The organism is Streptomyces sp. NPDC005496 (genome assembly GCF_042872045.1).
Lineage (GTDB): Bacteria > Actinomycetota > Actinomycetes > Streptomycetales > Streptomycetaceae > Streptomyces.
The window spans coordinates 206,244-229,385 of record NZ_JBIAJQ010000011.1 but is presented as its reverse complement, the minus strand read 5'-3'; the positions used below and the strand labels follow the sequence as shown (position 1 = coordinate 229,385).

The 23,142-nt window shown below is 72.4% G+C and carries 22 protein-coding genes; 13 read left to right on the top strand and 9 right to left on the bottom strand.

Annotation, left to right across the window (positions count from 1 at the left end; all coding sequences use genetic code 11):
- Nucleotides 1-38 precede the first annotated feature (38 nt).
- Both ACFYQQ_RS30640 and ACFYQQ_RS30635 read left to right on the top strand, forming a co-directional pair.
- Nucleotides 39-2,114 carry a SpoIIE family protein phosphatase gene (locus tag ACFYQQ_RS30640; RefSeq protein ID WP_355785931.1) on the top strand — a complete coding sequence of 692 codons (2,076 nt, stop codon included), beginning with the start codon at nt 39-41 and terminating at the stop codon, nt 2,112-2,114.
- 36 nt (nt 2,115-2,150) lie between these two features.
- Entirely contained in the window at nt 2,151-3,011 is an 861-nt protein-coding gene (locus ACFYQQ_RS30635; protein WP_355785928.1) for a DNA-formamidopyrimidine glycosylase family protein, read from the top strand.
- A gap of 11 nt (nt 3,012-3,022) precedes the next feature.
- Here ACFYQQ_RS30635 and ACFYQQ_RS30630 read toward each other — a convergent pair whose 3' ends face one another.
- The 3 genes from ACFYQQ_RS30630 to ACFYQQ_RS30620 all read right to left on the bottom strand — a co-directional run bounded on the left by ACFYQQ_RS30630 (nt 3,023) and on the right by ACFYQQ_RS30620 (nt 5,031).
- A complete protein-coding gene (locus tag ACFYQQ_RS30630; protein WP_355785925.1) occupies nt 3,023-3,673 on the bottom strand; it encodes a zf-HC2 domain-containing protein in 651 nt (216 codons plus the stop codon).
- A 158-nt stretch (nt 3,674-3,831) separates the two neighbouring features.
- Nucleotides 3,832-4,347, bottom strand: coding sequence for a hypothetical protein (locus ACFYQQ_RS30625; protein ID WP_355785923.1), 516 nt, complete (start codon nt 4,345-4,347; stop codon nt 3,832-3,834).
- 135 nt (nt 4,348-4,482) lie between these two features.
- Complete coding sequence (locus ACFYQQ_RS30620) at nt 4,483-5,031, bottom strand: sigma-70 family RNA polymerase sigma factor (protein ID WP_355785920.1); 549 nt, start codon at nt 5,029-5,031, stop codon at nt 4,483-4,485.
- A gap of 324 nt (nt 5,032-5,355) precedes the next feature.
- Here ACFYQQ_RS30620 and ACFYQQ_RS30615 point away from each other — a divergent pair, with 324 nt between their 5' ends.
- The gene (locus ACFYQQ_RS30615) at nt 5,356-6,510 is read left to right on the top strand and encodes a CapA family protein (RefSeq protein WP_356165280.1); all 1,155 of its coding nucleotides are present in this window, start codon (nt 5,356-5,358) and stop codon (nt 6,508-6,510) included.
- 37 nt (nt 6,511-6,547) lie between these two features.
- Here the strand turns inward: ACFYQQ_RS30615 and ACFYQQ_RS30610 are convergent, their stop codons facing one another.
- Nucleotides 6,548-7,012, bottom strand: a complete 465-nt coding sequence (locus ACFYQQ_RS30610) for a universal stress protein (protein ID WP_356165283.1) — start codon at nt 7,010-7,012, stop codon at nt 6,548-6,550.
- Nucleotides 7,013-7,177: 165 nt separating this feature from the next.
- Here ACFYQQ_RS30610 and ACFYQQ_RS30605 point away from each other — a divergent pair, with 165 nt between their 5' ends.
- Complete coding sequence (locus tag ACFYQQ_RS30605) at nt 7,178-8,023, top strand: polysaccharide deacetylase family protein (protein WP_356165286.1); 846 nt, start codon at nt 7,178-7,180, stop codon at nt 8,021-8,023.
- Between the two features lie 108 nt (nt 8,024-8,131).
- Here ACFYQQ_RS30605 and ACFYQQ_RS30600 read toward each other — a convergent pair whose 3' ends face one another.
- Complete coding sequence (locus ACFYQQ_RS30600; protein ID WP_355794225.1) at nt 8,132-8,800, bottom strand: class F sortase; 669 nt, start codon at nt 8,798-8,800, stop codon at nt 8,132-8,134.
- A gap of 332 nt (nt 8,801-9,132) precedes the next feature.
- Here ACFYQQ_RS30600 and ACFYQQ_RS30595 point away from each other — a divergent pair, with 332 nt between their 5' ends.
- A complete protein-coding gene (locus ACFYQQ_RS30595) occupies nt 9,133-9,624 on the top strand; it encodes a hypothetical protein (RefSeq protein ID WP_356165291.1) in 492 nt (163 codons plus the stop codon).
- Nucleotides 9,625-9,713: 89 nt separating this feature from the next.
- Here the strand turns inward: ACFYQQ_RS30595 and ACFYQQ_RS30590 are convergent, their stop codons facing one another.
- The 3 genes from ACFYQQ_RS30590 to ACFYQQ_RS30580 form a co-directional block, all read right to left on the bottom strand.
- Complete coding sequence (locus ACFYQQ_RS30590) at nt 9,714-10,250, bottom strand: hypothetical protein (RefSeq protein WP_356165294.1); 537 nt, start codon at nt 10,248-10,250, stop codon at nt 9,714-9,716.
- 223 nt (nt 10,251-10,473) lie between these two features.
- Nucleotides 10,474-11,238 carry a hypothetical protein gene (locus ACFYQQ_RS30585; protein ID WP_355794042.1) on the bottom strand — a complete coding sequence of 255 codons (765 nt, stop codon included), beginning with the start codon at nt 11,236-11,238 and terminating at the stop codon, nt 10,474-10,476.
- Nucleotides 11,239-11,253: 15 nt separating this feature from the next.
- Nucleotides 11,254-11,382, bottom strand: a complete 129-nt coding sequence (locus ACFYQQ_RS30580) for a hypothetical protein (RefSeq protein WP_355794043.1) — start codon at nt 11,380-11,382, stop codon at nt 11,254-11,256.
- 733 nt (nt 11,383-12,115) lie between these two features.
- On the opposite strand from ACFYQQ_RS30580, the gene ACFYQQ_RS30575 reads away from it, so the two are divergent.
- The 3 genes from ACFYQQ_RS30575 (at nt 12,116) to ACFYQQ_RS30565 (ending at nt 16,357) form a co-directional block, all read left to right on the top strand.
- Nucleotides 12,116-13,054 carry an SCO0930 family lipoprotein gene (locus ACFYQQ_RS30575; RefSeq protein ID WP_355795806.1) on the top strand — a complete coding sequence of 313 codons (939 nt, stop codon included), beginning with the start codon at nt 12,116-12,118 and terminating at the stop codon, nt 13,052-13,054.
- Between the two features lie 358 nt (nt 13,055-13,412).
- The gene (locus tag ACFYQQ_RS30570) at nt 13,413-14,225 is read left to right on the top strand and encodes an SAM-dependent methyltransferase (protein ID WP_355792282.1); all 813 of its coding nucleotides are present in this window, start codon (nt 13,413-13,415) and stop codon (nt 14,223-14,225) included.
- Nucleotides 14,222-16,357, top strand: coding sequence for an EAL domain-containing protein (locus ACFYQQ_RS30565; RefSeq protein ID WP_356165302.1), 2,136 nt, complete (start codon nt 14,222-14,224; stop codon nt 16,355-16,357). Before ACFYQQ_RS30570 ends, ACFYQQ_RS30565 begins: the two co-directional genes overlap by 4 nt.
- 333 nt (nt 16,358-16,690) lie before the next feature.
- On the opposite strand, the gene ACFYQQ_RS30560 is transcribed toward ACFYQQ_RS30565, so the two are convergent.
- Nucleotides 16,691-17,572 carry a LysR substrate-binding domain-containing protein gene (locus ACFYQQ_RS30560; protein ID WP_356241626.1) on the bottom strand — a complete coding sequence of 294 codons (882 nt, stop codon included), beginning with the start codon at nt 17,570-17,572 and terminating at the stop codon, nt 16,691-16,693.
- 121 nt (nt 17,573-17,693) lie between these two features.
- Here ACFYQQ_RS30560 and ACFYQQ_RS30555 point away from each other — a divergent pair, with 121 nt between their 5' ends.
- The 5 genes from ACFYQQ_RS30555 to ACFYQQ_RS30535 all read left to right on the top strand — a co-directional run bounded on the left by ACFYQQ_RS30555 (nt 17,694) and on the right by ACFYQQ_RS30535 (nt 23,119).
- Nucleotides 17,694-18,365: a succinate dehydrogenase gene (locus tag ACFYQQ_RS30555; RefSeq protein ID WP_355789975.1), complete on the top strand. Its 672-nt coding sequence runs from the start codon at nt 17,694-17,696 to the stop codon at nt 18,363-18,365.
- Between the two features lies 1 nt (nt 18,366).
- Nucleotides 18,367-20,316, top strand: a complete 1,950-nt coding sequence (locus ACFYQQ_RS30550; protein WP_355789967.1) for a fumarate reductase/succinate dehydrogenase flavoprotein subunit — start codon at nt 18,367-18,369, stop codon at nt 20,314-20,316.
- Nucleotides 20,313-21,062, top strand: a complete 750-nt coding sequence (locus tag ACFYQQ_RS30545; protein ID WP_355789970.1) for a succinate dehydrogenase/fumarate reductase iron-sulfur subunit — start codon at nt 20,313-20,315, stop codon at nt 21,060-21,062. The genes ACFYQQ_RS30550 and ACFYQQ_RS30545 overlap by 4 nt, the downstream gene beginning before the upstream one ends.
- Nucleotides 21,063-21,323: 261 nt before the next feature.
- Entirely contained in the window at nt 21,324-22,115 is a 792-nt protein-coding gene (locus ACFYQQ_RS30540; protein ID WP_355789973.1) for a GNAT family N-acyltransferase, read from the top strand.
- Nucleotides 22,116-22,279: 164 nt separating this feature from the next.
- Entirely contained in the window at nt 22,280-23,119 is an 840-nt protein-coding gene (locus ACFYQQ_RS30535) for a lysophospholipid acyltransferase family protein (RefSeq protein WP_356165309.1), read from the top strand.
- Nucleotides 23,120-23,142 lie beyond the last annotated feature (23 nt).

The following is a 23,142-nucleotide window of genomic DNA, read 5'->3' as shown; positions in this document are numbered from 1 at the left end:
AAGTCGAACAATCGGGTAAATCCTGGCAAGGTGGGCGCATGGTTGATCGGGGAGCGAGCGCCCTGTCACTCCCGGACGACTGGCCCGCCCACCCGGACCCGATCATGGCGCTCAACCGCATGGGTAGCTTCGACTGGGACCTGGACACCGCGCTGATGTACATGGACGCCCAGGCCCTCGCCGTGTTCGACATGAGCCCGCAGGAGTACGACGGCCACCCGCAGACCCTGGGCACACGCGTCCCGCCCGCCGACGCCCACGGCCTCGACACCATGGTCTCCCAGGCCCTCAAGGACGGCAGCGCCAACTACGGCGCCTACTTCCGCGTCCGGCACCGCGACGGCTCCCTGTGGTGGACGCACACCCAGGGCTACATCCACCGCGACGAGACCGGCCGCCCCCGCAGGATCCTCGGCATCGTCCGCGACGCCACCCACGAGCTGAGCGAGAGCGCCGCGCGGCGCGAGCAGGCCGCCGAGGACCGGGCCCGCCGGCAACAGACGAGCGTCGTGCAGATCACCACCGCGGCGCTCGCCCACGCCCGCACCGTCCAGGACGTGATCGACGTCCTGGAGAGCACCCACGGCATCACCCACCTGGGCGCCACCAGCCTCGTCATGGGACTCCTGGAAGCCGGCCGGGTCCGCCTGGTCGCCGCCGGCCCCGAGGACAGCTACGTGCCCGGCACCCGCGTCACCCGCCTCGACGAGCCCTACCCGATGAACGAGGTCGTACGGACCCTGGTCCCGCACTTCATCGAGTCGCCGCAGGAGTTCGCCGAGTCCTACCCCCTGCTGTGGCCGAACATCACCGACCTGAAGATCACCTCCGCCGCGTACCTGCCGCTCATCGTGCAGGCCAGGCCCATCGGCGCCATCGGACTGCTCTACAACGACCGGCGCGGCTTCTCGGCGGAGGAGCGCAACGTCCTCGTCGCCCTCGGCAGCAGCATCGCCCAGAGCCTCCAGCGGGCCATGTTCTTCGAGCAGGAGAAGGACCTCGCCCAGGGGCTCCAGCAGGCCATGCTGCCGCGCTCCATCCCCAGCGTGCCCGGCGCCGACCTCGCCGTCCGCTACCGCTCCGCCGCCCTCGGCCGGGACATCGGCGGCGACTGGTACGACCTCATCCCGCTGCCCGGCGGACGCGTCGGCGCCGTCATCGGCGACGTCCAGGGCCACGACACGCACGCCGCCGCCGTCATGGGCCAGCTGCGCATCGTGCTGCGCGCCTACGCGGCCGAGGGGCACACGCCCGCCACCGTGATGGCCCGCGCCTCGGTCTTCCTGCACGAACTCGACACCGACCGCTTCGCCACCTGCCTGTACGCGGAGGCCGACCTGTCCACCGGCGTCGTCCAGGTCGTCCGGGCCGGGCACATCGACCCGATGCTGCGCCACACCGACGGCACCTGCCGCCGCCTGCCCGTCGAGGGCGGCCTGCCGCTCGGCCTGTCCGCGGAGTTCGGAGGCCTCACCTACCCCGTCGACACCGTCGAACTCGATCCCGGCCAGACCCTGCTGCTCTACACCGACGGACTCGTCGAACAGCCCGGCATCGACCTCGACGAGGGCATGCGGACCCTGCGCGAGCTGGTCCGCTCCGGGCCGGACGACGTACGCGCGCTCGCCGACCGGCTCATCGACGTCGCCGAGGAGCGCGGCGGCGACGACGATGTGGCCCTCCTGCTGCTGCGCCGCCGCGGCCCCACCCGGCAGACCGGCGGACGGCTCCAGCAGCACGTCGCGCCGGGCGACCCGGAGGCCCTTCGCGAGGCCCGCCACATGATCCGCGCCGCGGTCCGCGCCTGGGGAGCGGACGACCGCGCCGACGAGATCGAACTGGTCGCCGACGAACTGATCACCAACGCCCTCATGCACACCGAGGGCGCCGCCGTCGTCACCCTCCGCGCGCTCACCGGCGGCGCCGACCGCAGGCTCCGGGTGGAGGTCGAGGACTCCTCCAGCGCGCTGCCGCGCCGCCGCGAGGCCGGGGAGTCCGGAGTCTCCGGCCGCGGCCTCCTGCTCGTCGACCTGCTCACCGACGGATGGGGCGTGGAGGCCCGAGGCGGCGGCAAGTGCCTGTGGTGCGAGTTCACCGTCCCTGAGCGGGACTGACGTGGCGCCGCCCGCGCCGGGTGGCACTCTGGACGTATGCCGGAACTGCCCGAGGTCGAAGCACTCAAGGACTTCCTCGCCGACCATCTCGTCGGCCGCGAGATCGTCCGTGTCCTGCCCGTCGCGATCAGCGTCCTGAAGACCTACGACCCTCCGCTCACCGCGCTGGAGGGCCGCGAGGTCACCGCCGTGCACCGGCACGGCAAGTTCCTGGACATCGACGCGGACGGCCTGCACCTCGTGACCCATCTGGCCCGGGCGGGCTGGCTGCACTGGCGCGACAGCCTGCCCGACGGCCCGCCCCGCCCCGGCAAGGGCCCGCTCGCCCTGCGGACGGCCCTGGAGACCGGGGAGGGCTTCGACCTGACCGAGGCCGGCACGCAGAAGCGCCTCGCCGTGTACGTCGTACGGGATCCGGCGGACATCCCCGGCGTGGCCCGGCTCGGCCCCGACCCGCTCGCCGCCGACTTCGACGAAGACCGGTTCGCCGGGCTCCTCGCGGGCGAGCGGCGGCAGCTCAAGGGCGCGCTGCGGGACCAGAGCCTCATCGCCGGCGTCGGCAACGCCTACAGCGACGAGATCCTCCACGCGGCCAGGATGTCGCCCTTCAAGCTGGCCGCCTCCCTCACGCCCGAGGAGACCCGGCGGCTGTACGAGGCACTGCGCGCCACGCTCACCGAGGCCGTCGAGCGCTCGCGCGGCGTGGCCGCGGGACGGCTCAAGGCGGAGAAGAAGAGCGGGCTGCGGGTGCACGGCCGCACCGGCGAGCCCTGCCCGGTGTGCGGCGACACCATCCGCGAGGTCTCCTTCAGTGACTCCTCGCTGCAGTACTGCCCCACCTGCCAGACCGGCGGGAAGCCGCTCGCGGACCGCCGGCTGTCCCGGCTGCTCAAGTAGGCGCCGGCCGGTCAGCGCGGCTTCAGCGTCACCAGGCGCTCGCCGTCCCGCGTGCGCACCTCGAACCGGCTGATCTCCCCGGGCCTGAACGCGGCGCCGCCGTGCATGGCGGCGGCGCCGGAGCCGTGCGCCGGAGCCGTCCAGCTCGTCACCGTCTGCTCGGAGCCGTCCTTGCCGACCACGACGAGCCGGCAGGCCCGCGGGCCCTCACCGTCCTTGACCTGCACGTCGAACTCGCTGCCCCAGACCCGGTCCGCCCAGGTGACCTGCGCCCACACCCCGGTGCCCGCGTCGGTCGCGGCGACCCGGTCGGCGGGGGAGTCGTGCGCCGTCACCACGGCGACGGCGGGTCCGCCCGCCGCGAGCACCACGACGGCGGCCACGGCGTACAGCAACCGCCTGCGTCCGGCCCGGTGGCGTGCGGCCACCTCGCCCAGCAGCCGGTCGAGGAAGCGCGGCCCGGGGGCCGCGAAGGGATGCACGGCACGGGGCGTCGCCCGGCGGTACAGCAGCAACTGCCGCGCGGCGGGGCCGAATTCGCTCACGTGCGCGGTGCAGCTCGGACACCCCATGAGGTGGTCCTCGAAGCGGAAGGCATCCGCTTCGTCCAGCACGCCGAGCGTGTAGGCGCCGACGTCGCGATGGCGTTCCAGGGACCTCATACCAAATCCTCGTGCCGGGGGGCTGGGTGGGGGTGGTGTTGCTGTTGCCCACCGGTACGCACCGGACCGCCGAATCACTCAAGGCCCCTGGGGAAACGGGAGAGATATTCGGAGCGGAGCGGCCCGCGGATTGGTCGGATTCGAAGAACTTTCCGTTCCTAGAAGAGATGGATCGCCAGATGCCCGAGTGGCAGCCCCAGTTGCCAGGCCGGGGTCCACACCTTGGGTCCGTCCTCCTCGCCGGGAACCGGGCCGCCGCCGGGGACCGCGTCCAGGTCGGGGGCGAGCAGCTCCGTCTCCTCCAGCCAGCGCCGGGCGGCCGCCGCCAGCTCCAGGTCGGGGGCCGGACCGCCCGCCTCGGCGGCCTCCTTCTCCAGGCGCGCCATCCGCTCGCGGACCCAGTCCTGCCACGGCTGGTCGTACGCCGTGAGCGACAGCCAGTTCTCCAGCTGCGAGACGACGCGGATGCCGGAGAGCTCGCCGCCGGTGTCGGACAGGAAGATCGTCAGCGCCAGGGCGTCGCGCCCGGCGCGGAACTCGAAGGACGTCGGCGGCATCAGGTCGCCGGTTCTCAGCAGCTCGTCGGCGATGTACTCGGCGTACAACCAGGCCATCGGGACGGCGAGTTCGCCGCCGTCGGTGCCGCCCGTGCTCTCTTGACCTCTGTGCAGCATCCCTTCCTGCCCTCCTCCGGTTCGTGCGCGCAGCCCGACCCGGGTCCCAGTCCGGAAACACGGATGAGGACAGCTGATGGCCCAACCATGGTCCTCAGCAAGGCGCTTTACGAAGGCTTGACTGATCCTTCGGTTTCACCGCAGGTCGGCCGCGTATCCCGGGAGAACCCGGCGCAGGGCGCGCAGCGCGTAGTACGCGCGGGACTTCACGGTACCGGGCGGAATCCCGAGCGCCTCCGCGGCCTCCGCCACACTCGCCCCCCGGAAGTACACCTGCACCAGGACTTCACGGTGCTCGGGAGTGAGTGTCTTCACAGCCTCCCGCACGTCGAGCGTCGCCGCGGACCGTTCGGCGTGATCGGCGCACACCCGGGCGCTCTCCAGCACCTCGTCCCCGACCTCGGCCGGACGCGCCTGGCGGGCCCGCCGCGCGTCGATGGCGAGCCGTCGCCCCACGGTGAGCAGCCAGGGGCGCACGGAGGCGAAGTCGTCCGCACGCAGGGCCTCGGGGTGCTGCCAGGCGCGGACGAGCGTCTCCTGGAGCAGGTCCTCGGCGCGCTGCCGGTCGCCGTCGGAGAGCCGCAGCAGCAGCGCGAAGAGCGGTCGCCCGTGCTCGCGCTGCAACGCGGCCAGCTCGTGCTCCGCGGTCGTGCCGCGGGTGATGGTGGTGGTTCCGGCCGTCATGGCCTGTATGCCAGCGGGTGGCGCCCGGCGGGGACAGGGGCCGGGAGCGGATGTGCGGTGGGCGGTCGATGCCGTCGGTGAACGGTACGACGAACGGTCCGCCGGGGCGGCGAGAGGGCCTCGTGTCGCGCGGGGCCGGGTGCGCGCGGTCTCCAGGGGCCCGGGTTCCGGGCGCGCACGGTGGGGCGCCGGCGGGCTGACCGCGTGCGCCCGCGGGGGTCCTCCGTTCGGGGCACGGGCTGGGGTGGCGCGTTGACTTCGCATCGCCCGTGTATGTGCATGTGTGTCAATAAATATGATGATCCGATCACATCGGGGCTCGCTATGACCACACGTGCGCGACTGGCCGGAATCGGCCTCGGCGCGGTACTCGTCGCCGTCGCCGCCGGCTGTCAGGCCGCCGAGAAGCCGCCGGCACCGCATGCGGGACACCCGGCGGCGCCCGCGACGGCGCGCGGCTTCACCCTCGTCGCCTCCGGGGACGTCCTGCCGCACAGCTCGATCATCGAACGGGCACGGGCCGACGCGGGCGGCGGCGGCCACGACTTCGTACCCATGCTCGCGGGGGCCCGGCCCGTCGTCTCGCGCGCCGATCTGGCGATCTGCCACATGGAGACGGTGTACGGCGCCGACGGCGACTACAGCGGCTACCCCGCCTTCAAGTCCCCGCCCGAGGTGGCGAAGGGCCTCGCCGCCACCGGCTACGACGGCTGCTCCACCGCCTCCAACCACAGCCTCGACGACGGCGCCGCCGGCATCCACCGCACCCTCGACGCCCTCGACCGGGCCGGCGTACGCCACGCGGGATCCGCCCGGACGGCCGCCGAGGCGAGCGCCCCGACCGTCATGCGGGCCGGCGGCGCCGACGTCGCCCACCTCGCGTACACGTACGACACCAACGGCTACCCGCTCCCGGACGGGCGGCCCTGGGCCGTGAACCTCATGGACCGGGACCGGATCCTCGCGGACGCCCGCGCCGCACGGGCGGCCGGCGCCGACGTGGTCGTCGTGTCGGTGCACTGGGGGACCGAGTGGCAGGACGAGCCGGACGAGCGGCAGCTGACCCTGGCCCGGGAACTCACCGCCTCCCGGACCGGCTCCCGCCCCGACATCGACCTGATCCTCGGCACGCACGCCCACATCCCGCAGGCCTACGAGAAGGTCAACGGCACCTGGGTCGTCTACGGCATGGGCGACCAGATCGCCGGCCAGATGGTCGGCCACGACGGCCTCCCGGACCCGCGCGGCAACCAGAGCAGCATCGGGCGGTTCACGTTCGCCCCGCCCGCGCGTCCGGGCGGCCGCTGGGAGGTGACGCGGGCCGAGTTCCTCCCGCAGTGGTTCGACGTCCGCTCCGGACGCGTGGTCCCGCTGCACACGGGCCGTCAGACCCCGGACACCGCCGCCGTACGCGACCGGATCCGGGACGTCGTCCTGAGCCGGGGCGCGGCCCAGGACGGCCTCGTCATGGGGAAGTAGAGGAGCCAGGGGAGTCGGCGGAGGAGGCCCTCGCCGGCTACGGCACCACCGTCACCGGCCAGCGCCCCGCCTTCACCAGGCGGATCGCCACCGAGCCGACGATCCGGTGCCCGGCCTGCTCGGACGCGCCGACCACCACGGCGTCCGCCTTGAGTTCGTCGGCGGCCTTGACGAGGCCGTTGTAGGGGTCGCCGCGGAAGGTGTGGAACTCCCAGCGCACCGCGAATATGTCCTTGACCCGCTCGGTGGCCTCGCGGATCTGCGCGATCAGACCCTCCGCGATCTCGTCCGTCGTGTCGGCGACCGGGACCCCGAGCGCCGCGCCCGCCGCCATCACCGGCTGGACGTAGACGACCGCGAGCAGCGCGTGCTGCCGGCGCGCCAGGCCACCGGCGTACGCCGCCGCACGGAGCGAGGAGTCGGAGCCGTCCACGCCGACGACGATGACCTTGGGCCCGTCCGTGCCCCGCTCGAACTGATGCGAGTGCTGCTGATCCGTCACGGCGGTGAGGTTATCGGACGCCCGGTGCCCGGCGACCGGCCGCACCGTCCACGGAACACCGGCGGCCCCGCCGCCGTGGCGGCGAATGGTCCCATCGGGTGCTTTCGGGGGTCCCCAGCCGTGTTGCTGGGCCGCGCCGACGGTCAAATGGGCGACTGATGAGTCATGAAAAAGGATCAGCTGCTCACGCGGCGCACGGCGTTGCTCGCCGGCGCCGCGGTGCTGGGCGCGGCCGGGGCGGCGGGCACGGCCCGCCTGCTCACCGCCGACCCGGGCGCGCACCCGGTGCCACGCCCCGCCCCGGTCTCGGGTCCTCAGGCGCGCCGCGCGCTGAAGCCCTCCGCGTACCGTCTCCAGCCCATCACCGGCTACGGCACGCCGCACCGCAGCCCGGCCAGGACCCTCGTCCGGCACGAGCCGTTCCTGCGCATGTCCGGGCGCGGCCGCAGCATGGTGCTCACCTTCGACGACGGCCCCGACCCGCGCTACACCCCCGACATCCTGCGCACCCTGCGCACCCACGACGTCCGCGCGATGTTCTTCGTCTGCGGCGAGATGGCCGCCTACAACAAGGACCTGCTGCGCGAGATGGCCGACGACGGACACATCGTCGGCAACCACACCTGGACGCATCCGCTGCTGACCCGGCTCTCCCGCTCCGCGATCCGCTCGGAGATGGAACGCACCTGCGAGGTCATCGACAAGGCGTACGGGGAGCCGCCCCTGTGGTTCCGGGCGCCCTACGGAGCCTGGAACCGGGCGGCCTTCCAGCTCGGTGCCGAACTGGGCATGGAGCCGCTGGCGTGGACGGTCGACACCCTCGACTGGACCACGCCGGGCACCCGCAGGATCGCCGACCGGGTGGAGCACGGCGCCGCACCCGGCGTCGTGGTGCTCTCGCACGACGCGGGCGGCGACCGTTCGCAGAGTGTGCAGGCGCTGCGCGAGTACCTTCCGGAGCTGCTGGACTCCGGCTACCACATCACCGTCCCGCGAAGGCAGTACACATAATGCGGTCCGCATAAAGTGGTGCATTAAAGCGGTGCACATGAAAAAGCGCCCGGGCGGACATTCCGCCCGGGATCGCCGAAGGGCCTCGCCCGCCCGCTCGGGGAACGCTCAGCGAACCTCGGTCAGGCGGGCGAAGACGACCACGTTCCCGTCATAGCCCTGCTGCTTGGAGAAACCGCCTCCGCAGGTGATGACACGCAGTTCCGGGCTTCCCTTGCTGCCGTACACGCGGTCGCCGGGGAAATTGCTCTTCTCGAAGACCTCGATTCCGTAGATCTCGAATACGGCGGTCTTCCCGTCCTTGCGCTGGATCTCGACGCGGTTCCCCTTCTTCAGGGCGCCGAGCCCGTAGAAGACGGCCGGCCCCAGCCGGTTGTCGACATGGCCCACGACCACGGCCGTGCCCTTCTCGCCGGGCGAGACCGCGCCGGTGAACCAGCCGGCGAGATTCGGGTCCTCGGGGGGCGGCGCGTCGACCCAGCCCTCGGTGTCCAGGCCCACGGGCATGGCGGGGGCGTCGACCTGGATGCCGGGGATCCTGACGCGGTCGACCTCGGAGTACGGCAGCGGGTCCGGCGTGGCCTTGCGGAAGGTGCCGCCGTTCTGCGTGCGGGTGTCCGCGGCCGCCGCCGTCGCCGGCTGCGGCGGTCCGACGTCGAACTCCCCCGAACCGTTGCGGATGAGAGCGAGGCCGGTCAGCAGAACAAGCGCTATCACGCCCCACGGCGCGCGCTTCTTCTGCCGCTCCTCCTCCTCGGCGAGCTCGGACGAGTGCATTCGCAATCCCCTCTCGACGCAGCCGTCGCCGCGTCCGTCGCGCATATGAGAACGCTAAGCGCAGCGCGCTCGGCGGGCGACGGGAGAACGTGCGAACGGGTGGTGACGTACATCGGCGTGCGCCATCCGAGTTGCCATGCGCACAAAATTTCTGACGGTCCGTGACCTGCGGCAACATCGCCCTGCGTGGAATTCCTTCGGCGTGTCCTCTCACCAGGACGGACCATTCCCGAAATGCGGCCCTGAGCAGCGCATCTGAGGGTCTGTCTGGGAGGCGCTTTCTCGCCGATCGACCGGGGACGGTTCCCGGGGCGCCTTCCGCGGAGGAACACATGCGTACTACTCGTGCCCTGGCGGTCTCTGCCGTCGCGGCCGCGGTCGTGGGGCTCGCCGCCCCCGCGGCCACGGCGTGGGAAAGCCCCAGCAACATCGTCGCCATGCCGAGCGTCATCGCCCGGGGCGGGCAGCTGACCGTCACCGTGGACGGCTCGTCCTGCCAGATGCCCGGCAGCACCGTCTCCTCGCCGGTCTTCCCGACCACGCCGCTGCACCACGTGAGCGGCAGGACCTCCACGGCGACGGTCACCATCGACCGCAACGCCCGACCGGGTTCGTACGACATCACGGCCCGTTGCGGGGAGCACAAGACGCTCACCCGGCCGGCCGCCTTCACCGTCATCGGCGGTGTCCGCGGCGGTCTCGGCGGCAGCAGCTCCAGCGGGGCGACGCCCACCGACATGGCGATCGGCGGCGCGCTCGTGGCGACGGCCGCCCTGGCCGGCGGGGTGTTCTGGATGCGCCGCAGGACCGAGAACCGGATCTGACCGGCGGCCCCGCCGGAGCGCGCACGTGACGGCCGCTCGCCCCGGACCCTCCCGCAGGGGTCCGGGGCGAGCGGCTGTGCGGTGTGCCGTCAGGAGTCGCCGGTGGCGCCGCGGCGGCGGGATACGTACCACGCCGCGCCGACGGAACCGGTGATGAGCGCGGCCCCGAGCCCGATCTCGTGGAGGTCGAACCCGGCCACGCTGCCGCCGACGCCCGCCTTCACGCCCCGGTGCACGGGGGCCGGCGGGCGGGTCAGGTCGGCCGGACGCCCGGCGGTGATGCCGAGGTCGGTGTGACCGCTCACGCCGTCGCACGTGAACGTCACCTGGTACACCGCCCCCGGCTTGGCGTCCCAGTCCACGGTGGCCGTGGCCGTGGACTGCCGGCGCGGGATGGTGACGGTGTCGAAGACGCCCGAGGAGACGGTGGCGTTGCCCTTGCACCCTCCGTCCCGTCGCAGCAGCAGTGTCACCTGGCCGCCCGGGGCGACGGTCGAGGGCTGGACGCTGAAGCCGAAGGGCGTGATGTTGCCCTCCTCCTCGCCGACCGCCACCGCGGTCGGTGCGGTCAGGGTCAGGGCGGCCACGCCGAGCAGTGCGGCCGAAGCGACGCCTATCGCGCGCATGGTGATCCTCCGGGTCCCCGAGGAGCCTGCTGCGGACTTTTTCCGCCTGCGTCAGAAATGCACCTCGATGACCGAAACGCTAGAAAGGTGTGCGCGAGGGCGCGATCCGTGTCGCGCGAATGGGGCAACGGTGTGGGCCGCACAGGGGACGCCGTACGTGCGGAAGGGGGACGGACGCGGCGTGGCGTCCGTCCCCCGGTGGCGGCTCCTGAGTGCGGGTCCCTCACCCGTGGAGATGCGGGAACAGGGTCCGGAAGGGTTCCGCCGAGGCCGCGATGCCCCGGCTGTAGGGCGCGTCCAGGTCCCAGATCAGGAAGAGCAGGAACGCGATCAGGGCGGAGAAGAGTCCCGCGAGGATCAGCTCGCGCGTCGTACGTCTGATCTGCAGCGCGAAGATCATGCCCACGGTGACCACGGCGCCGGTGATCAGCCCGAACCACACCACGCCCGGCATGGTCGCCCCCGAGGACGAGCCGCGCCCGTTGCGGGCGTCGTCGGCGGCGGTGACCTGGTCGAGGAGGGGCTGGTAGGCCTGCGCCTCGAAGTCCGTGCGCGGTTCGTAGTCGGTGACGTCCTGGCGGATCCGCTCGAAGAGCCGGCCGGCCTCGGGGCTGAGCTTCTGCTCGTCCGCCATCGACTTCCACTCGGTTGTGACGACATGACCGACATAGGTGTTGACGTCGTCCCGGATGCGGTCGCGGACGTCCGGCGGATACACCCGCACCCGCTCCGAGATCTCGTGCAGCGCCTGCGCCTCCGCCTGTACGTGGTCCTGGGCGATGCCGCGGCCCTCCCAGACGCCGGCGATGGCCAGACCCAGGACGATGGCGTACACCACGCCGATCATCATCGTCATGTACTCGATCACGTCCGGCGTCTCGGACGGGTCCTCGTCCTCCCGGGCTCTGCGGTGCCGGACGAGGGTCACGACGAGGACGACCACGCACGCGGCCACCATCGCGAGGGTGAGAACAAGCCAATCCGACAAGAGTGTCTCCAGGGGTCAGCGAGGACGCAGCGCGGCGACGGCCAGCACGGCGGGCGCGGTGATGAGCAGGGTGAGTGAGACCAGCGGCGGACCGCCGCGCGGCGGGTGCTTGCGCGGCGAGGTGCGGTACTCCGGATAACTCACCGGGGACGGCGACGCCTTGGGTGGTGGGCTGGGCTTGCGGGAGCGCGTCGGTGACGGTCTCGGCGCGGGCGGCGGCTTCGGCGGCGGGGCCGCGAGGTGCGGCCTCGGGGCCGGAGCCGGCGGCGGTGGCGGCGCCGGCGGCTCGGGCCGGGGCGTGGGCCTGGGCGGCGGGGGAGGCGTGGGCTTCGGCGGTGTCGGTTTCGGAGGCGTCGGCTTGGGCGGCGGGGGCGGCGGGGGCTCCGGCGTGGGACTGGGGCAGGGGGGCGGGATCACCGGAGGCGGACCGCACCAGCCCGAGCCGGCGACCGCGACCGCGTCCACCGAGCCGTCCGGACCTATCGACGCGTACGCGCACGCGTCGGCGGACGCCTCCCCGGCCGGCGCGCCACTGAGGAACCAGGTCAGCGCGAGCAACGCCAATACCCGTACGGCGAGGGCGGATCGGGTCCGTTGGGGTGGATGCACGCCGAGATCATGGGTCTCCCGGGGGCCCGGCACGCCGGGGCGGCGGGGAATTGCCCCGAAGGAGGGACATCCGCGTTGACAGGGTTTGCCGGGCGACGCGCGAGATCTCCCGGACTGCGTACATCTGCGCGATCCGTGACGGGCGGAACGCGATCTCCGGGAAGAAATCTGTGAGCGGATTGAACACTTCACCCGCCCCCGCTCGTACCTAGGGCCATGAGCGGCGCACTAGGACGCTGCAACACCCAAGCGAACAGCGGGAGTTGACATGAAGACCTCCTGGCGGAGCGCCTCACTCGTAGCGGCAGCTGCGGCGGTACTGGCGCTCACGACGGCGTGCGGTCAGGAACAGGGCACCCAGTCGACGGGAAGCCAGAACGTGGGCGCCGCACCGGCCGCCGACGGTTACGGGTCCAGCTCCAGCGACGGCTACGGCGCCGATGCCAAGGACGAACAGGGCACGGCGGCCGAGGCGGAGACCGCGGGCCAGCTCTCCGTGACGGAGAACGTGAAGCTCGGGAAGGTCGTCACCGACAGCGCCGGCATGACCCTCTACCGCTTCGACAAGGACACCGCCGAGCCGCCCAAGTCCGCCTGTGACGGCGACTGCGCCAAGGCCTGGCCGCCCGTCCCCGCGGACGGTGCGACGGCCGCCACCGGCGTGGACAAGTCGCTGCTCGGCGAGGTCACCCGCACCGACGGGACCAAGCAGCTGACGATCGCCGGCTGGCCGATGTACCGCTACGCCAAGGACGCGAAGGCCGGCGACACCAACGGCCAGGGCGTGGGCGGCACGTGGTACGCGTCGGCCCCCGACGGCAAGAAGGCCTCCGCCGCTGACCTGCCGGGTCTGTCCGTCCGCAACGACCCGAAGCTCGGCGAGGTCGTCGTCGACAAGAACGGCATGACGGTCTACCGCTTCATGAAGGACAAGGCGTGGCCCGACTCCGTGTCGAACTGCAAGGGCGCCTGCCTGGAGAAGTGGCCCGCGGTCGCGCCGGTCGAGGCCAACGACACCAAGGGCGTCACGAAGAAGGGCCTGATGGCCTTCACTCGTCCGGACGGTGTCAAGCAGATGACGGTGGACTGCTGGCCCATCTACACCTTCTCCGGTGACAAGGCCCCCGGGGACACGAACGGTCAGGGCGTCGGCGGTACGTGGTACGCCGTGTCGCCCGACGGAAAGCCGGTCGGCGCGTCGAAGTGAGGATCACCTCCCCAGGGTTGATCGTCTCGCCCGCACAACGACGAAACGTGGAAGGGAGTTGACGACAAGGCACCGGGTGCCCGACGAAACGGAACAACGCGCGCGACCTCGGTCCGCCCCCTCCGCACCGCACGGAGGGGGCGGGCCGCTGCCGTGCGCGCGCCGCCGTCCGCCTGCGCGCGCCCGATTGGGCGGGAAAGTCCGCCCCTCCGCATGAGGGCACAATGCGGCACGTGCCGGAGGCAGTGACCGGTAACGGATGGTCAATTTCCGTTTTGGCTCGCCCCTTTGGCGGGCGATCAGTAGCCTCAGCTCGAACACCGGATCGCCTACGTGTCGTCTACGCCTGGAGAGATAGATGGAGCGTCCCGCCTGGGCCCCCCGGAGCATCGACATCTCGGTGCCGAGCGTGTCCCGCATCTACGACTACTACCTGGGCGGTTCGCACAACTTCGAGGTCGACCGGGAAGCGGCCCGCAGGGCGATGGAGTTCATGCCGGGGCTTCCGAAGATCATGCAGGCCAACCGCGCCTTCATGCGGCGGGCCGTCCGGTACGCCGTCGGCGAGGGGATCACGCAGTTCCTCGACATCGGCTCCGGCATTCCGACCTTCGGCAACGTCCACGAGGTCGCGCAGGCGGCCAGTCCCGGCGCGCACGTGATGTACGTGGACCACGATCCGGTGGCCGTCGCCCACAGCCAGGCGGTGCTCCAGGGCAACGAGCACGCGGACGTCCTCGCCGCCGATCTGCGCAAGCCCCGCGACATCCTGCAGAACCCCCAAGTCCAGCGCCTGATCGACCTGAACCGTCCGGTGGCGCTCCTGCTCGTTGCCATACTTCACTTCGTGGAGGACGCGGACGACCCGTACAGTGCGGTGGCCGAGCTGCGCGACGCCCTGGCGCCGGGCAGCCTGCTCGTGCTCACCCATGCCTCGTACGAGGGGATCCCGCTCCCGCCGGAGCGGGCCGAGGGCGCGGTCGACGTGTACAGGAAAGCCCGCAACCCGCTGATCATGCGCTCGCGCGAGGACATCGCGCGGTTCTTCGAGGGGTACGACATGCTGGAACCCGGACTGGTGCCGATGCCGGACTGGCGGCCCGACACGGGACCCGAGGAAGAGGATCCGTACTCCTATTCCGGTTTCGCCGGCGTGGGGCGCGCGGCGTGACCGCGGAACCGGACGGACCGGAGGACAGACTCCGCAGGTTCGCGACGATCTGGAGCCGGGCGGTCTTCCCGGTGACCTCCACGTCGCTGACCCGCCCCGAGTTCGAGGAGCAACTGCTGCCCCTCGCGCGCCGGTTGAGCGACGCGCTGCTGGCCAGGTCCTACGACGCGACCGAGGGCAGGGCGGTCGGCGCCGCCCTGGTCGGCGCGCACTGCACCGACCCGGAGGCGCTCAGCCGCTCCCTCGACTGCGTGGACGCCTACCTGGTCCTCTACTGCGGCGGCGACGGCAACCGCGAGGCCCTGCGGACCCGTTCGGCCCGGCTCCAGCACGCGATCGCGGCCGGATTCGCGCAGGCCCTGCGGGACCGCACACTGGCCGAGCAGGAAGCCATCTCCCACGCCGCCCTGAACGCGCGCAGCGTGGTCGCCGAGGCCCTGCACGCGAGCGAGGCGCGCTTCCGTGCCGTGTTCGAGGGCGCGGCCATAGGAATCGGCATCGCCGACCTCGAGGGCAACATCCTCCAGGTCAACGGGGCGCTGCTCCGGATGTTCGGCGGTTCCGAGCAGACGGTGCGCGGCCGCCGGGTCAGCGACTGGACCCACCCCGACGACGCTCCCCAAGTCTGGCGCCTCTACGACGAGTTGGTCAGAGGCGAGCGTGAGCACTACCACGTCGAAAAGGCCTTCTACCGGCCCGACGGCACCGCCCTGTGGACGAACCTGACGGTCTCCCTGCTGCGCGACGCCGACGGCCGGCCCCAGTACCAGCTCGCGCTGATGGAGGACACCACCGAGCGGCGGCTGCTCAATCTCCGCCTGCGGTACGAGGCCACCCACGACGCACTCACCGGCCTGCCCAACCGGACCCTCTTCTTCGAGCGGCTGGAGAAGGCCCTGTCCGCCGGTGAGGGCCAGCGCTTCGGGCTGTGCTACCTCGACCTCGACGGCTTCAAGACCATCAACGACAGCCTCGGCCACGCGGCGGGCGACCGGCTGCTCGTCGAGGTCGCCGACCGCCTCCAGTCCTGCGCGACCGCTCCCGGCGAGATGGTCGCGCGGCTCGGCGGCGACGAGTTCGTGGCGCTGACCACCGGGCCGCACACCGAGCGCGAGGTCGACGAACTCGCCGGGCGCATCATGAACGCGCTGGTCACGCCGGTGAGCATCGACGGACGCGAGCTGACCGTGCGCGGCAGCATCGGCGTCGTCGAGGGACCCGCCGGGGAGCGCGGCCCCGCCGAGGTGCTGCGCAGCGCCGACATCACGATGTACCGGGCCAAGTCCGCGGGCGGCAACCGCTTCGAGCTCGCCGACCCCGAGGCCGACCTGCGCGCCATCACCCGGCACGGGCTGACCACCGCGCTGCCGGCGGCGCTGGACAGGAACGAGTTCTTCATCGAGTACCAGCCGCTGGTGCACCTCGGTGACGGCAGCGTCCGGGGCGCCGAGGCGCTGGTGCGCTGGCTGCACCCGCAGCACGGGGTCCTCGGTCCCGACCGGTTCATCCCGCTCGCCGAGCACACCGGGCTGATCGTGCCGCTCGGCCGCTGGGTCCTGGACCAGTCGGTCCGCCAGGCCCGGCAGTGGCAGGAGCGGCACGCCGACGCGGGACCGCTGCGGATCAACGTCAATCTCTCGCCCTGCCAGCTCACCCATCCCGGTCTCGTCTCCGACACCGTCGACATCCTGGAGCGCGCCGGCCTCGAACCGGACGCCCTGTGCCTGGAAGTGACCGAGTCCGCGCTGATCGGCGCCGACGACGATCTCCTCAAGCCGCTGCGCCGGCTGGCCGAGATGGGCGTCGACATCGCCCTCGACGACTTCGGCACCGGCTACTCCAACCTCGCCAACCTGCGCCGGCTGCCGGTGAGCGTCCTGAAGCTGGACCGCTCCTTCACCCAGGGCATGCAGCAGTTCCCGGCCGACCCGGTCGACCTCAAGATCGTCGAGGGGATCGTCTCCCTCGCCCACAGCCTCGACCTCGCGGTCACCGTGGAGGGCGTCGAGACGGGCGCCCAGGCCGAGCAGCTGCGGATACTGGGCTGCGACACCGCCCAGGGCTGGTACTACGCCCGCCCCGGCCCGCCGGAGCGGCTGCACGAGCTGGCGCTGGTGGACGCCACGGGCTGACGTACCACCCGCGCGAAAAGGGGCGCCCGCTCGGGCGCCCCTTCTCCGCGTCGGGGCAGGACTCCTGCGTCCCTTCTCCGCGCCGGCACGGGGCTCAGACGCCCCCTCCGTGCCCGGACGGGGCTCCGGCGCTCGCTCCGCGCCGGGGTGGGACTCGGGCGCCCCTCCTCGCCGGCGCCCCTCGCCCTCGCTGGGGCGAGAGGCAGGCGCCCCTTCTCAGCGCTGGCGCGGCTTGGGCGTCCCCTCCGCGACGGGCTCCGGTGGCCGTCTCCGGTGTGCTCCCGGTGCCGGGTCTCGGGCCGTCTCCGCGTGGGGACCGGGCGCGGTCGCCGTTCAGCGTTCCAGCAGCATCCGCTGGAGTTCCCGCGCCCCCCGCGGCGGAGCCACGTCGCTGCGGTGGGCCAGGGCGATCGTCCGGTGCAGTCCCGGTCTGGCCAGCGGGGTCACCCGCAGTCCGCGCCCCGACCGGGTGGCCACCATCCGCGGGACGACGGCCACCCCCAGGCCCGCCCGGACGAAGCCGAGCACCGCGTCCATCTCGCCGCCCTCGACGGCGAAGTCCGGCTCGAAGCCCTCGGCCCGGCAGGCGGCGACGGTCAGCTCGCGCAGGTCGTAGCCGTGCCGGAACATCACCAGACGCTCGCCCTCCAGGTCGGGGATCCGTACCGTGCGGCCCCGGCCCGGCGCCGGCGCGTCCGGCGACGACACCACCACCAGGTCCTCCCGCAGCACCTCGACGGTGGTCAGCGCGGGGGACGGCGTCGGCAGCGGCAGGACGACCAGCGCCAGGTCCAGGGCGCCGCGCGCCAGCTCCCGTACGAGATCGTGGGAGCCGCCCTCCTCGATCAGCAGCCGGATGCCCGGATAGCGGTCGTGGAAGGCCCGCAGCACGTCCGGGAGCAGCCCGGTGCACAGGCTCGGGGTGGCCCCGAGACGGACCCGGCCGCTGCGCAGCTGGGCCAGCTCCTGCACCTCGTGCCGGGCGGTGTCCGCGTCGGCGAGGATGCGGCGCGCGAGCGGCAGCAGCGCCTCGCCGGCGTCGGTCAGCGTGATGTTGCCCCGCGCCCGCTGGAACAGGTCCGCCCCCAGCTCCCGCTCCAGCGCCTTGATCTGCTGGGACAGGGAGGGTTGGGCGACGTGGACCAGGTCGGCGGCGCGCGTGAAGTGCCGGGTCTCGGCGACCGCGACGAAGTACTGGAGCTGGTGGAACTGCACGAAGCCAACGATAGGCCATGCCTATGGAAACGAGCCGCACCATGTCTTGGACCGATCGGGGTTCCGGGGCCTAGCGTTCCGTGACATGGCTCTGGCAACGCGGACGGACCGACGACCGTCCATCGCACGCACGGTGTGGGACAGCTCCGTCGGGAAGAAGACGGTGATGGCCGTCAGTGGCCTGATCATGCTGCTCTACCTGGTCGTCCACATGATCGGCAACCTGAAGATCTTCTTCGGTGAAGGGGAGTTCGACCACTACGCGCACTGGCTGCGCACGGTCGGCGAGCCCTTCATGCACTACGAGTGGACGCTCTGGCTGGTCCGCGTCGTCCTGGTGGCCGCCGTCGTCGCCCACGCCACCGCCGCGTACCAGCTGAGCCGCCGCGACATCAAGGCGCGCCCCACCAAGTACGTCCACAAGAAGCCCCGGTCGAGCTACGCCACGCGCACCATGCGCTGGGGCGGGATCATCCTCGGCCTCTTCATCGTCTGGCACGTCCTCGACCTGACGACCGGCACCGTGCACTCCGGCGGTTTCCAGTCCGGGCACCCGTACCAGAACGTCATCGACACCTTCTCGACCTGGTACGGCGACGTCGTCTACATCGTCGCGATGCTCGCGCTCGGCCTGCACGTCCGGCACGGCTTCTGGAGCGCGGCGCAGACCCTGGGTGCCGGGAGCCGCACCCGCGACCGCGCCCTCAAGGCCACCGCGAACGCCCTCGCGCTGGTGCTGACGCTGGGCTTCGTCTCCGTACCCGTGGCCGTGATGACCGGAGTGGTGAGCTGACATGAACTCCTATGCCGAGTACACGACCGGTGAACCGGCCGTCGACACCAAGGCCCCGACGGGCCCGGTCGACCGGCGCTGGGACAGCCGGCGCTTCGAGGCCCGACTGGTCAACCCCGCCAACCGCCGCAAGCACACCGTGATCGTCGTCGGCACGGGCCTGGCCGGCGGTTCGGCCGGCGCCACGCTCGCCGAACAGGGCTACCACGTCGTGCAGTTCTGCTACCAGGACTCGCCCCGCCGGGCACACTCCATCGCCGCGCAGGGCGGCATCAACGCGGCGAAGAACTACCGCAACGACGGCGACTCCGTCCACCGGCTGTTCTACGACACCGTCAAGGGCGGCGACTTCAGGGCCCGCGAGTCCAACGTCCACCGGCTCGCCCAGATCTCCGTCGAGATCATCGACCAGTGCGTCGCGCAGGGCGTCCCCTTCGCCCGCGAGTACGGCGGCCTCCTCGACACCCGCTCCTTCGGCGGCGTCCAGGTCTCCCGCACCTTCTACGCCCGCGGCCAGACGGGCCAGCAGCTCCTGCTCGGCGCCTACCAGGCGCTGTCCCGGCAGATCGCCGCCGGCAACGTCGAGATGCACCCGCGCACCGAGATGCTCGACCTCATCGTGGTCGACGGGCGGGCCCGCGGCATCGTCGCCCGCGACCTGATCACCGGCCGGATCGACACGTACTACGCGGACGCCGTCGTCCTCGCCAGCGGCGGCTACGGCAACGTCTTCTACCTGTCGACGAACGCCATGAACTCCAACGCCACCGCGATCTGGCGGGCACACCGGCGCGGCGCCTGGTTCGCCAACCCCTGCTTCACCCAGATCCACCCCACCTGCATCCCGCGCACCGGCGAGCACCAGTCGAAGCTCACCCTGATGAGCGAGTCGCTGCGCAACGACGGACGCATCTGGGTCCCGAAGGCCAAGGGCGACACCCGCCCGCCGAACGAGATCCCCGAGGACGAGCGCGACTACTACCTGGAGCGCGTCTACCCCTCCTTCGGCAACCTCGTGCCCCGCGACATCGCCTCCCGCGCCGCGAAGAACGTCTGCGACGAGGGCCGCGGCGTCGGCCCCGGCGGACAGGGCGTCTACCTGGACTTCGCCGACGCCATCCGGCGCATGGGCCGCGCCAAGGTCGAGGAGAAGTACGGCAACCTCTTCGACATGTACGCCCGGATCACCGCCGAGGACCCGTACACGGTGCCGATGCGGATCTATCCCGCCGTGCACTACACGATGGGCGGACTGTGGGTCGACTACGACCTCCAGACCACGATCCCCGGCCTGTTCGCGATCGGCGAGGCCAACTTCTCCGACCACGGCGCGAACCGGCTCGGCGCCTCCGCCCTGATGCAGGGCCTCGCCGACGGCTACTTCGTGCTGCCGTCCACCATCAACGACTACCTCGCGCGCAACCCGCACCACGAGGACGTCACGGACGAACACCCCGTCGTCCAGGAGGTGCTGGCGGAGACGGAGGACCGGCTGCGGCTGCTCCTCGCCGTCGACGGCGACCGCACCCCGGACTCCTTCCACCGCGAAGTGGGCGAACTGATGTGGGAGTTCTGCGGCATGGCCCGCAGCGAGAGCGGACTGCGCAAGGCACTGGAACGCATTCCGCAGATCCGCGAGGAGTTCTGGCGGCGCATCAAGGTGCCCGGCACCGGCGAGGAGTTCAACCAGTCGCTGGAGAAGGCCAACCGCGTCGTCGACTACCTGGAACTCGCCGAGCTCATGTGCCTCGACGCACTGCACCGCTCCGAGTCCTGCGGCGGCCACTTCCGCGAGGAGTCCCAGACCCCCGACGGCGAGGCCGCCCGCAAGGACGACGAGTTCTCGTACGCCGCCGCCTGGGAGTTCACCGACACCGGCGAGGCACCCGTCCTGCACAAGGAAGACCTCGTCTTCGAGTACGTCCACCCCACCCAGCGGAGCTACGCATGAAGCTCACCCTGCGCGTCTGGCGCCAGCGCGCCGCCGACGCCGACGGAGCGATGTCCACGTACGAGGTGGACGGCATCTCGGCCGACATGTCCTTCCTGGAGATGCTCGACACCCTCAACGAGGAACTCATCCTCAAGGGCGAGGACCCCGTCGCCTTCGACCACGACTGCCGCGAGGGCATCTGCGGCGCCTGCTCGCTCGTCATCAACGGCGAGGCGCACGGCCCCGAACGCACCACGTCCTGCCAGCTGCACATGCGGTCCTTCCGGGACGGCGACACGATCGACGTCGAGCCGTGGCGCGCCTCCGCCTTCCCGGTCGTGAAGGACCTCGTGGTGGACCGGTCGGCGTTCGACCGGATCATCCAGTCCGGCGGCTACGTCACCGCCCCGACCGGCGCCGCGCCCGAGGCCCACGCGACCCCCGTGCCCAAGCCCGACGCCGACTTCGCCTTCGAGCACGCCGAGTGCATCGGCTGCGGCGCCTGCGTGGCCGCGTGCCCGAACGGCTCGGCGATGCTGTTCACCTCGGCGAAGGTCAACCACCTCAACGTGCTGCCGCAGGGCGCCCCCGAGCGGGAGACCCGCGTGCTCGACATGGTGGCGCGGATGGACGAGGAGGGCTTCGGCGGCTGCACCCTCGCCGGCGAGTGCGCCACCGCCTGCCCGAAGGGCATCCCGCTGGTCTCCATCACCGGCATGAACAAGGAGTGGCTGCGCGCGACCCGCAAGGCGGGCAGGCGGTAGCCCTCTCTTCACAGGACGTTCGCCGACAGGGTGCGGACGGGCGGGACCGGGAGTGGTGCTCATCCCCGGTCCCGTCTCGCACTCCCCGGGCCCGCAGTCCGCACGCGGCACGGGCGCCCCCGGGCATTCAGCATCCCCACATCCCTGCTCCTGGCACAGGTCACGCGCACGCCAATCGGCATCGGAAGAACAGGAACGCGCAGACCGCACCGATCCGGTCTGCGCCGCTCCGCCGAACCGGCCCGTGACCAGGAGAGTGCCATGACCGGCGTTTCCACCCTCGCCAGCCCGCCGCAGCCGACGTCCCCCGCCCGTTACACCGTCACCCTGGCCCGCGACGAGGCCGACGTGCGGGCCGCGCAGCGGCTGCGCCACGAGGTCTTCGCCGGGGAGATGGGCGCCCTGCTCGCCTCCCCGCAGCCCGGCCTCGACATCGACCCCTTCGACGCCTACTGCGACCACCTGCTGGTGCGCGACACCCTCACGGACCAGGTCGTCGGCACCTACCGGCTGCTGCCCCCGGAGCGGGCGGCGATCGCCGGACGGCTCTACTCCGAGAGCGAGTTCGACCTCGGCCCGCTCGCCGCGATCCGCCCCGGCCTCGTCGAGGTCGGGCGCTCCTGCGTGCACCCCGACCACCGGGACGGCACGGTCATCGGACTCATCTGGGCGGGCATCGCCCGCTACATGGTGGAGGGCGGCCACGACTGGCTCGCCGGTTGCTGCTCCCTCCCGCTCGGCGACGGCGGCGCACTCGCCGCGAGCACCTGGGAGCGGGTGCGGACCAAGCACCTGGCCCCCGAGGAGTACCGCGTACGGCCGCTGCTGCCGTGGTCGCCGGACACCGCCGGGTCCGCCCGCACACCGGCGCCGGGGGTCGGGCGCCGCGACCTGCCCCCGCTGCTGCGCGGCTATCTGCGCCTCGGCGCCTGGGTCTGCGGGGAGCCCGCGCACGACCCGGACTTCGGCGTCGCCGACCTGTACGTGCTGCTGTCGATGCGCCGGGTGGACCCGCGCTACCTGCGGCACTTCCTCTCGCTCGTCCCCGCGTGATGCGGGCCCCCACGGCCGGCGCGGTGCGGCTTCCGCACCCGCGCGCGCCGCGTCCGCCGTCCCGGGTCCCGGCCGTCCGCCCGGCCGGGACCCCCGCGGCCGCGAGCGCCTGGCTGCCCAGCGCGCCCTGCTCCCCGCCGGCCTGCGTCCCGGACCCGGGCGGCGTGGCCGCGGCGCCGCTGGCCGCCCTCCGGCTGGCGGCGGTACTGGCGCTGACCCTCACGGGGATCGCGCTCGTCCCCGTCCTCGCCAGGACGCCGGCGGGCCCCCGGGACCGGCTGGTCCGACGCTTGTGCCGGCTCGTGGTCCGGGCCTCGGGCGTCCGCGTGCGCATCACCGGCACGGCCGCGCCGACCGGCGGTCTGCTGCTCGTCGCCAACCACATCTCCTGGCTGGACATACCGCTCCTCGCCGCCGTCCGCCCGGGCCGCATGCTGGCCAAGTCGGAGGTCGGGCGGTGGCCGGTGGCGGGCGGGCTCGCGGCGCGCGGCGGCACCCTGTTCATCGAGCGCGACCGGCTGCGGGCGCTGCCGCACACCGTCGCGCGGATCACCGAAGCCCTGCGCGCGGGCGCCGCGGTGGTGGCCTTCCCCGAGGGCAGCACCTGGTGCGGCCGGGCCCAGGGCCGCTTCCGGCGGGCCGTCTTCCAGGCCGCGCTCGACGCCGGTGTCGCCGTCCAGCCGGTGCGCGTCCGCTACCGGCTCGCCGGGGGAGCGGCCACCACAGCGCCCGCCTTCGTCGGCGACGACTCGCTGCTGGCCTCGCTGTGGCGCGTGGCGACGGCACGCGGGCTGGTGGCCGAGGTGGAGGTACGCGCCCCTCTCGCCCCGGGCACCCACACCGACCGGCGCGCCCTGGCCCAGGCGGCCCAGCGGGCGGTGGAGCCGGGCGGCGCGGTGCCGCCGGGGACGTCCGGATGGATCGCGTCGCCGAGGGCGGGAGTGCGGCGGCTGTCGTCCGGGGGCGCCCCAACGGGTTGGCGCTCGCCGGCGCACGGAGGGTGAGCCCCGGCTCGGTCGTCATGGCT

What these genes read in the sequence shown, in the direction of transcription:
- ACFYQQ_RS30625 (WP_355785923.1), bottom strand. Translation starts at nt 4,347, where the DNA reads ATGCTGCACAGAGGTCAAGAGAGCACGGGCGGCACCGACGGCGGCGAA.
- ACFYQQ_RS30570 (WP_355792282.1), top strand. Translation starts at nt 13,413, where the DNA reads ATGGAGCGTCCCGCCTGGGCCCCCCGGAGCATCGACATCTCGGTGCCG.
- ACFYQQ_RS30545 (WP_355789970.1), top strand. Translation starts at nt 20,313, where the DNA reads ATGAAGCTCACCCTGCGCGTCTGGCGCCAGCGCGCCGCCGACGCCGAC.
- ACFYQQ_RS30600 (WP_355794225.1), bottom strand. Translation starts at nt 8,800, where the DNA reads ATGCACTCGTCCGAGCTCGCCGAGGAGGAGGAGCGGCAGAAGAAGCGC.
- ACFYQQ_RS30630 (WP_355785925.1), bottom strand. Translation starts at nt 3,673, where the DNA reads ATGAGGTCCCTGGAACGCCATCGCGACGTCGGCGCCTACACGCTCGGC.
- ACFYQQ_RS30640 (WP_355785931.1), top strand. Translation starts at nt 39, where the DNA reads ATGGTTGATCGGGGAGCGAGCGCCCTGTCACTCCCGGACGACTGGCCC.
- ACFYQQ_RS30550 (WP_355789967.1), top strand. Translation starts at nt 18,367, where the DNA reads ATGAACTCCTATGCCGAGTACACGACCGGTGAACCGGCCGTCGACACC.
- ACFYQQ_RS30635 (WP_355785928.1), top strand. Translation starts at nt 2,151, where the DNA reads ATGCCGGAACTGCCCGAGGTCGAAGCACTCAAGGACTTCCTCGCCGAC.
- ACFYQQ_RS30620 (WP_355785920.1), bottom strand. Translation starts at nt 5,031, where the DNA reads ATGACGGCCGGAACCACCACCATCACCCGCGGCACGACCGCGGAGCAC.
- ACFYQQ_RS30590 (WP_356165294.1), bottom strand. Translation starts at nt 10,250, where the DNA reads ATGCGCGCGATAGGCGTCGCTTCGGCCGCACTGCTCGGCGTGGCCGCC.
- ACFYQQ_RS30575 (WP_355795806.1), top strand. Translation starts at nt 12,116, where the DNA reads ATGAAGACCTCCTGGCGGAGCGCCTCACTCGTAGCGGCAGCTGCGGCG.
- ACFYQQ_RS30595 (WP_356165291.1), top strand. Translation starts at nt 9,133, where the DNA reads ATGCGTACTACTCGTGCCCTGGCGGTCTCTGCCGTCGCGGCCGCGGTC.
- ACFYQQ_RS30615 (WP_356165280.1), top strand. Translation starts at nt 5,356, where the DNA reads ATGACCACACGTGCGCGACTGGCCGGAATCGGCCTCGGCGCGGTACTC.
- ACFYQQ_RS30605 (WP_356165286.1), top strand. Translation starts at nt 7,178, where the DNA reads ATGAAAAAGGATCAGCTGCTCACGCGGCGCACGGCGTTGCTCGCCGGC.
- ACFYQQ_RS30540 (WP_355789973.1), top strand. Translation starts at nt 21,324, where the DNA reads ATGACCGGCGTTTCCACCCTCGCCAGCCCGCCGCAGCCGACGTCCCCC.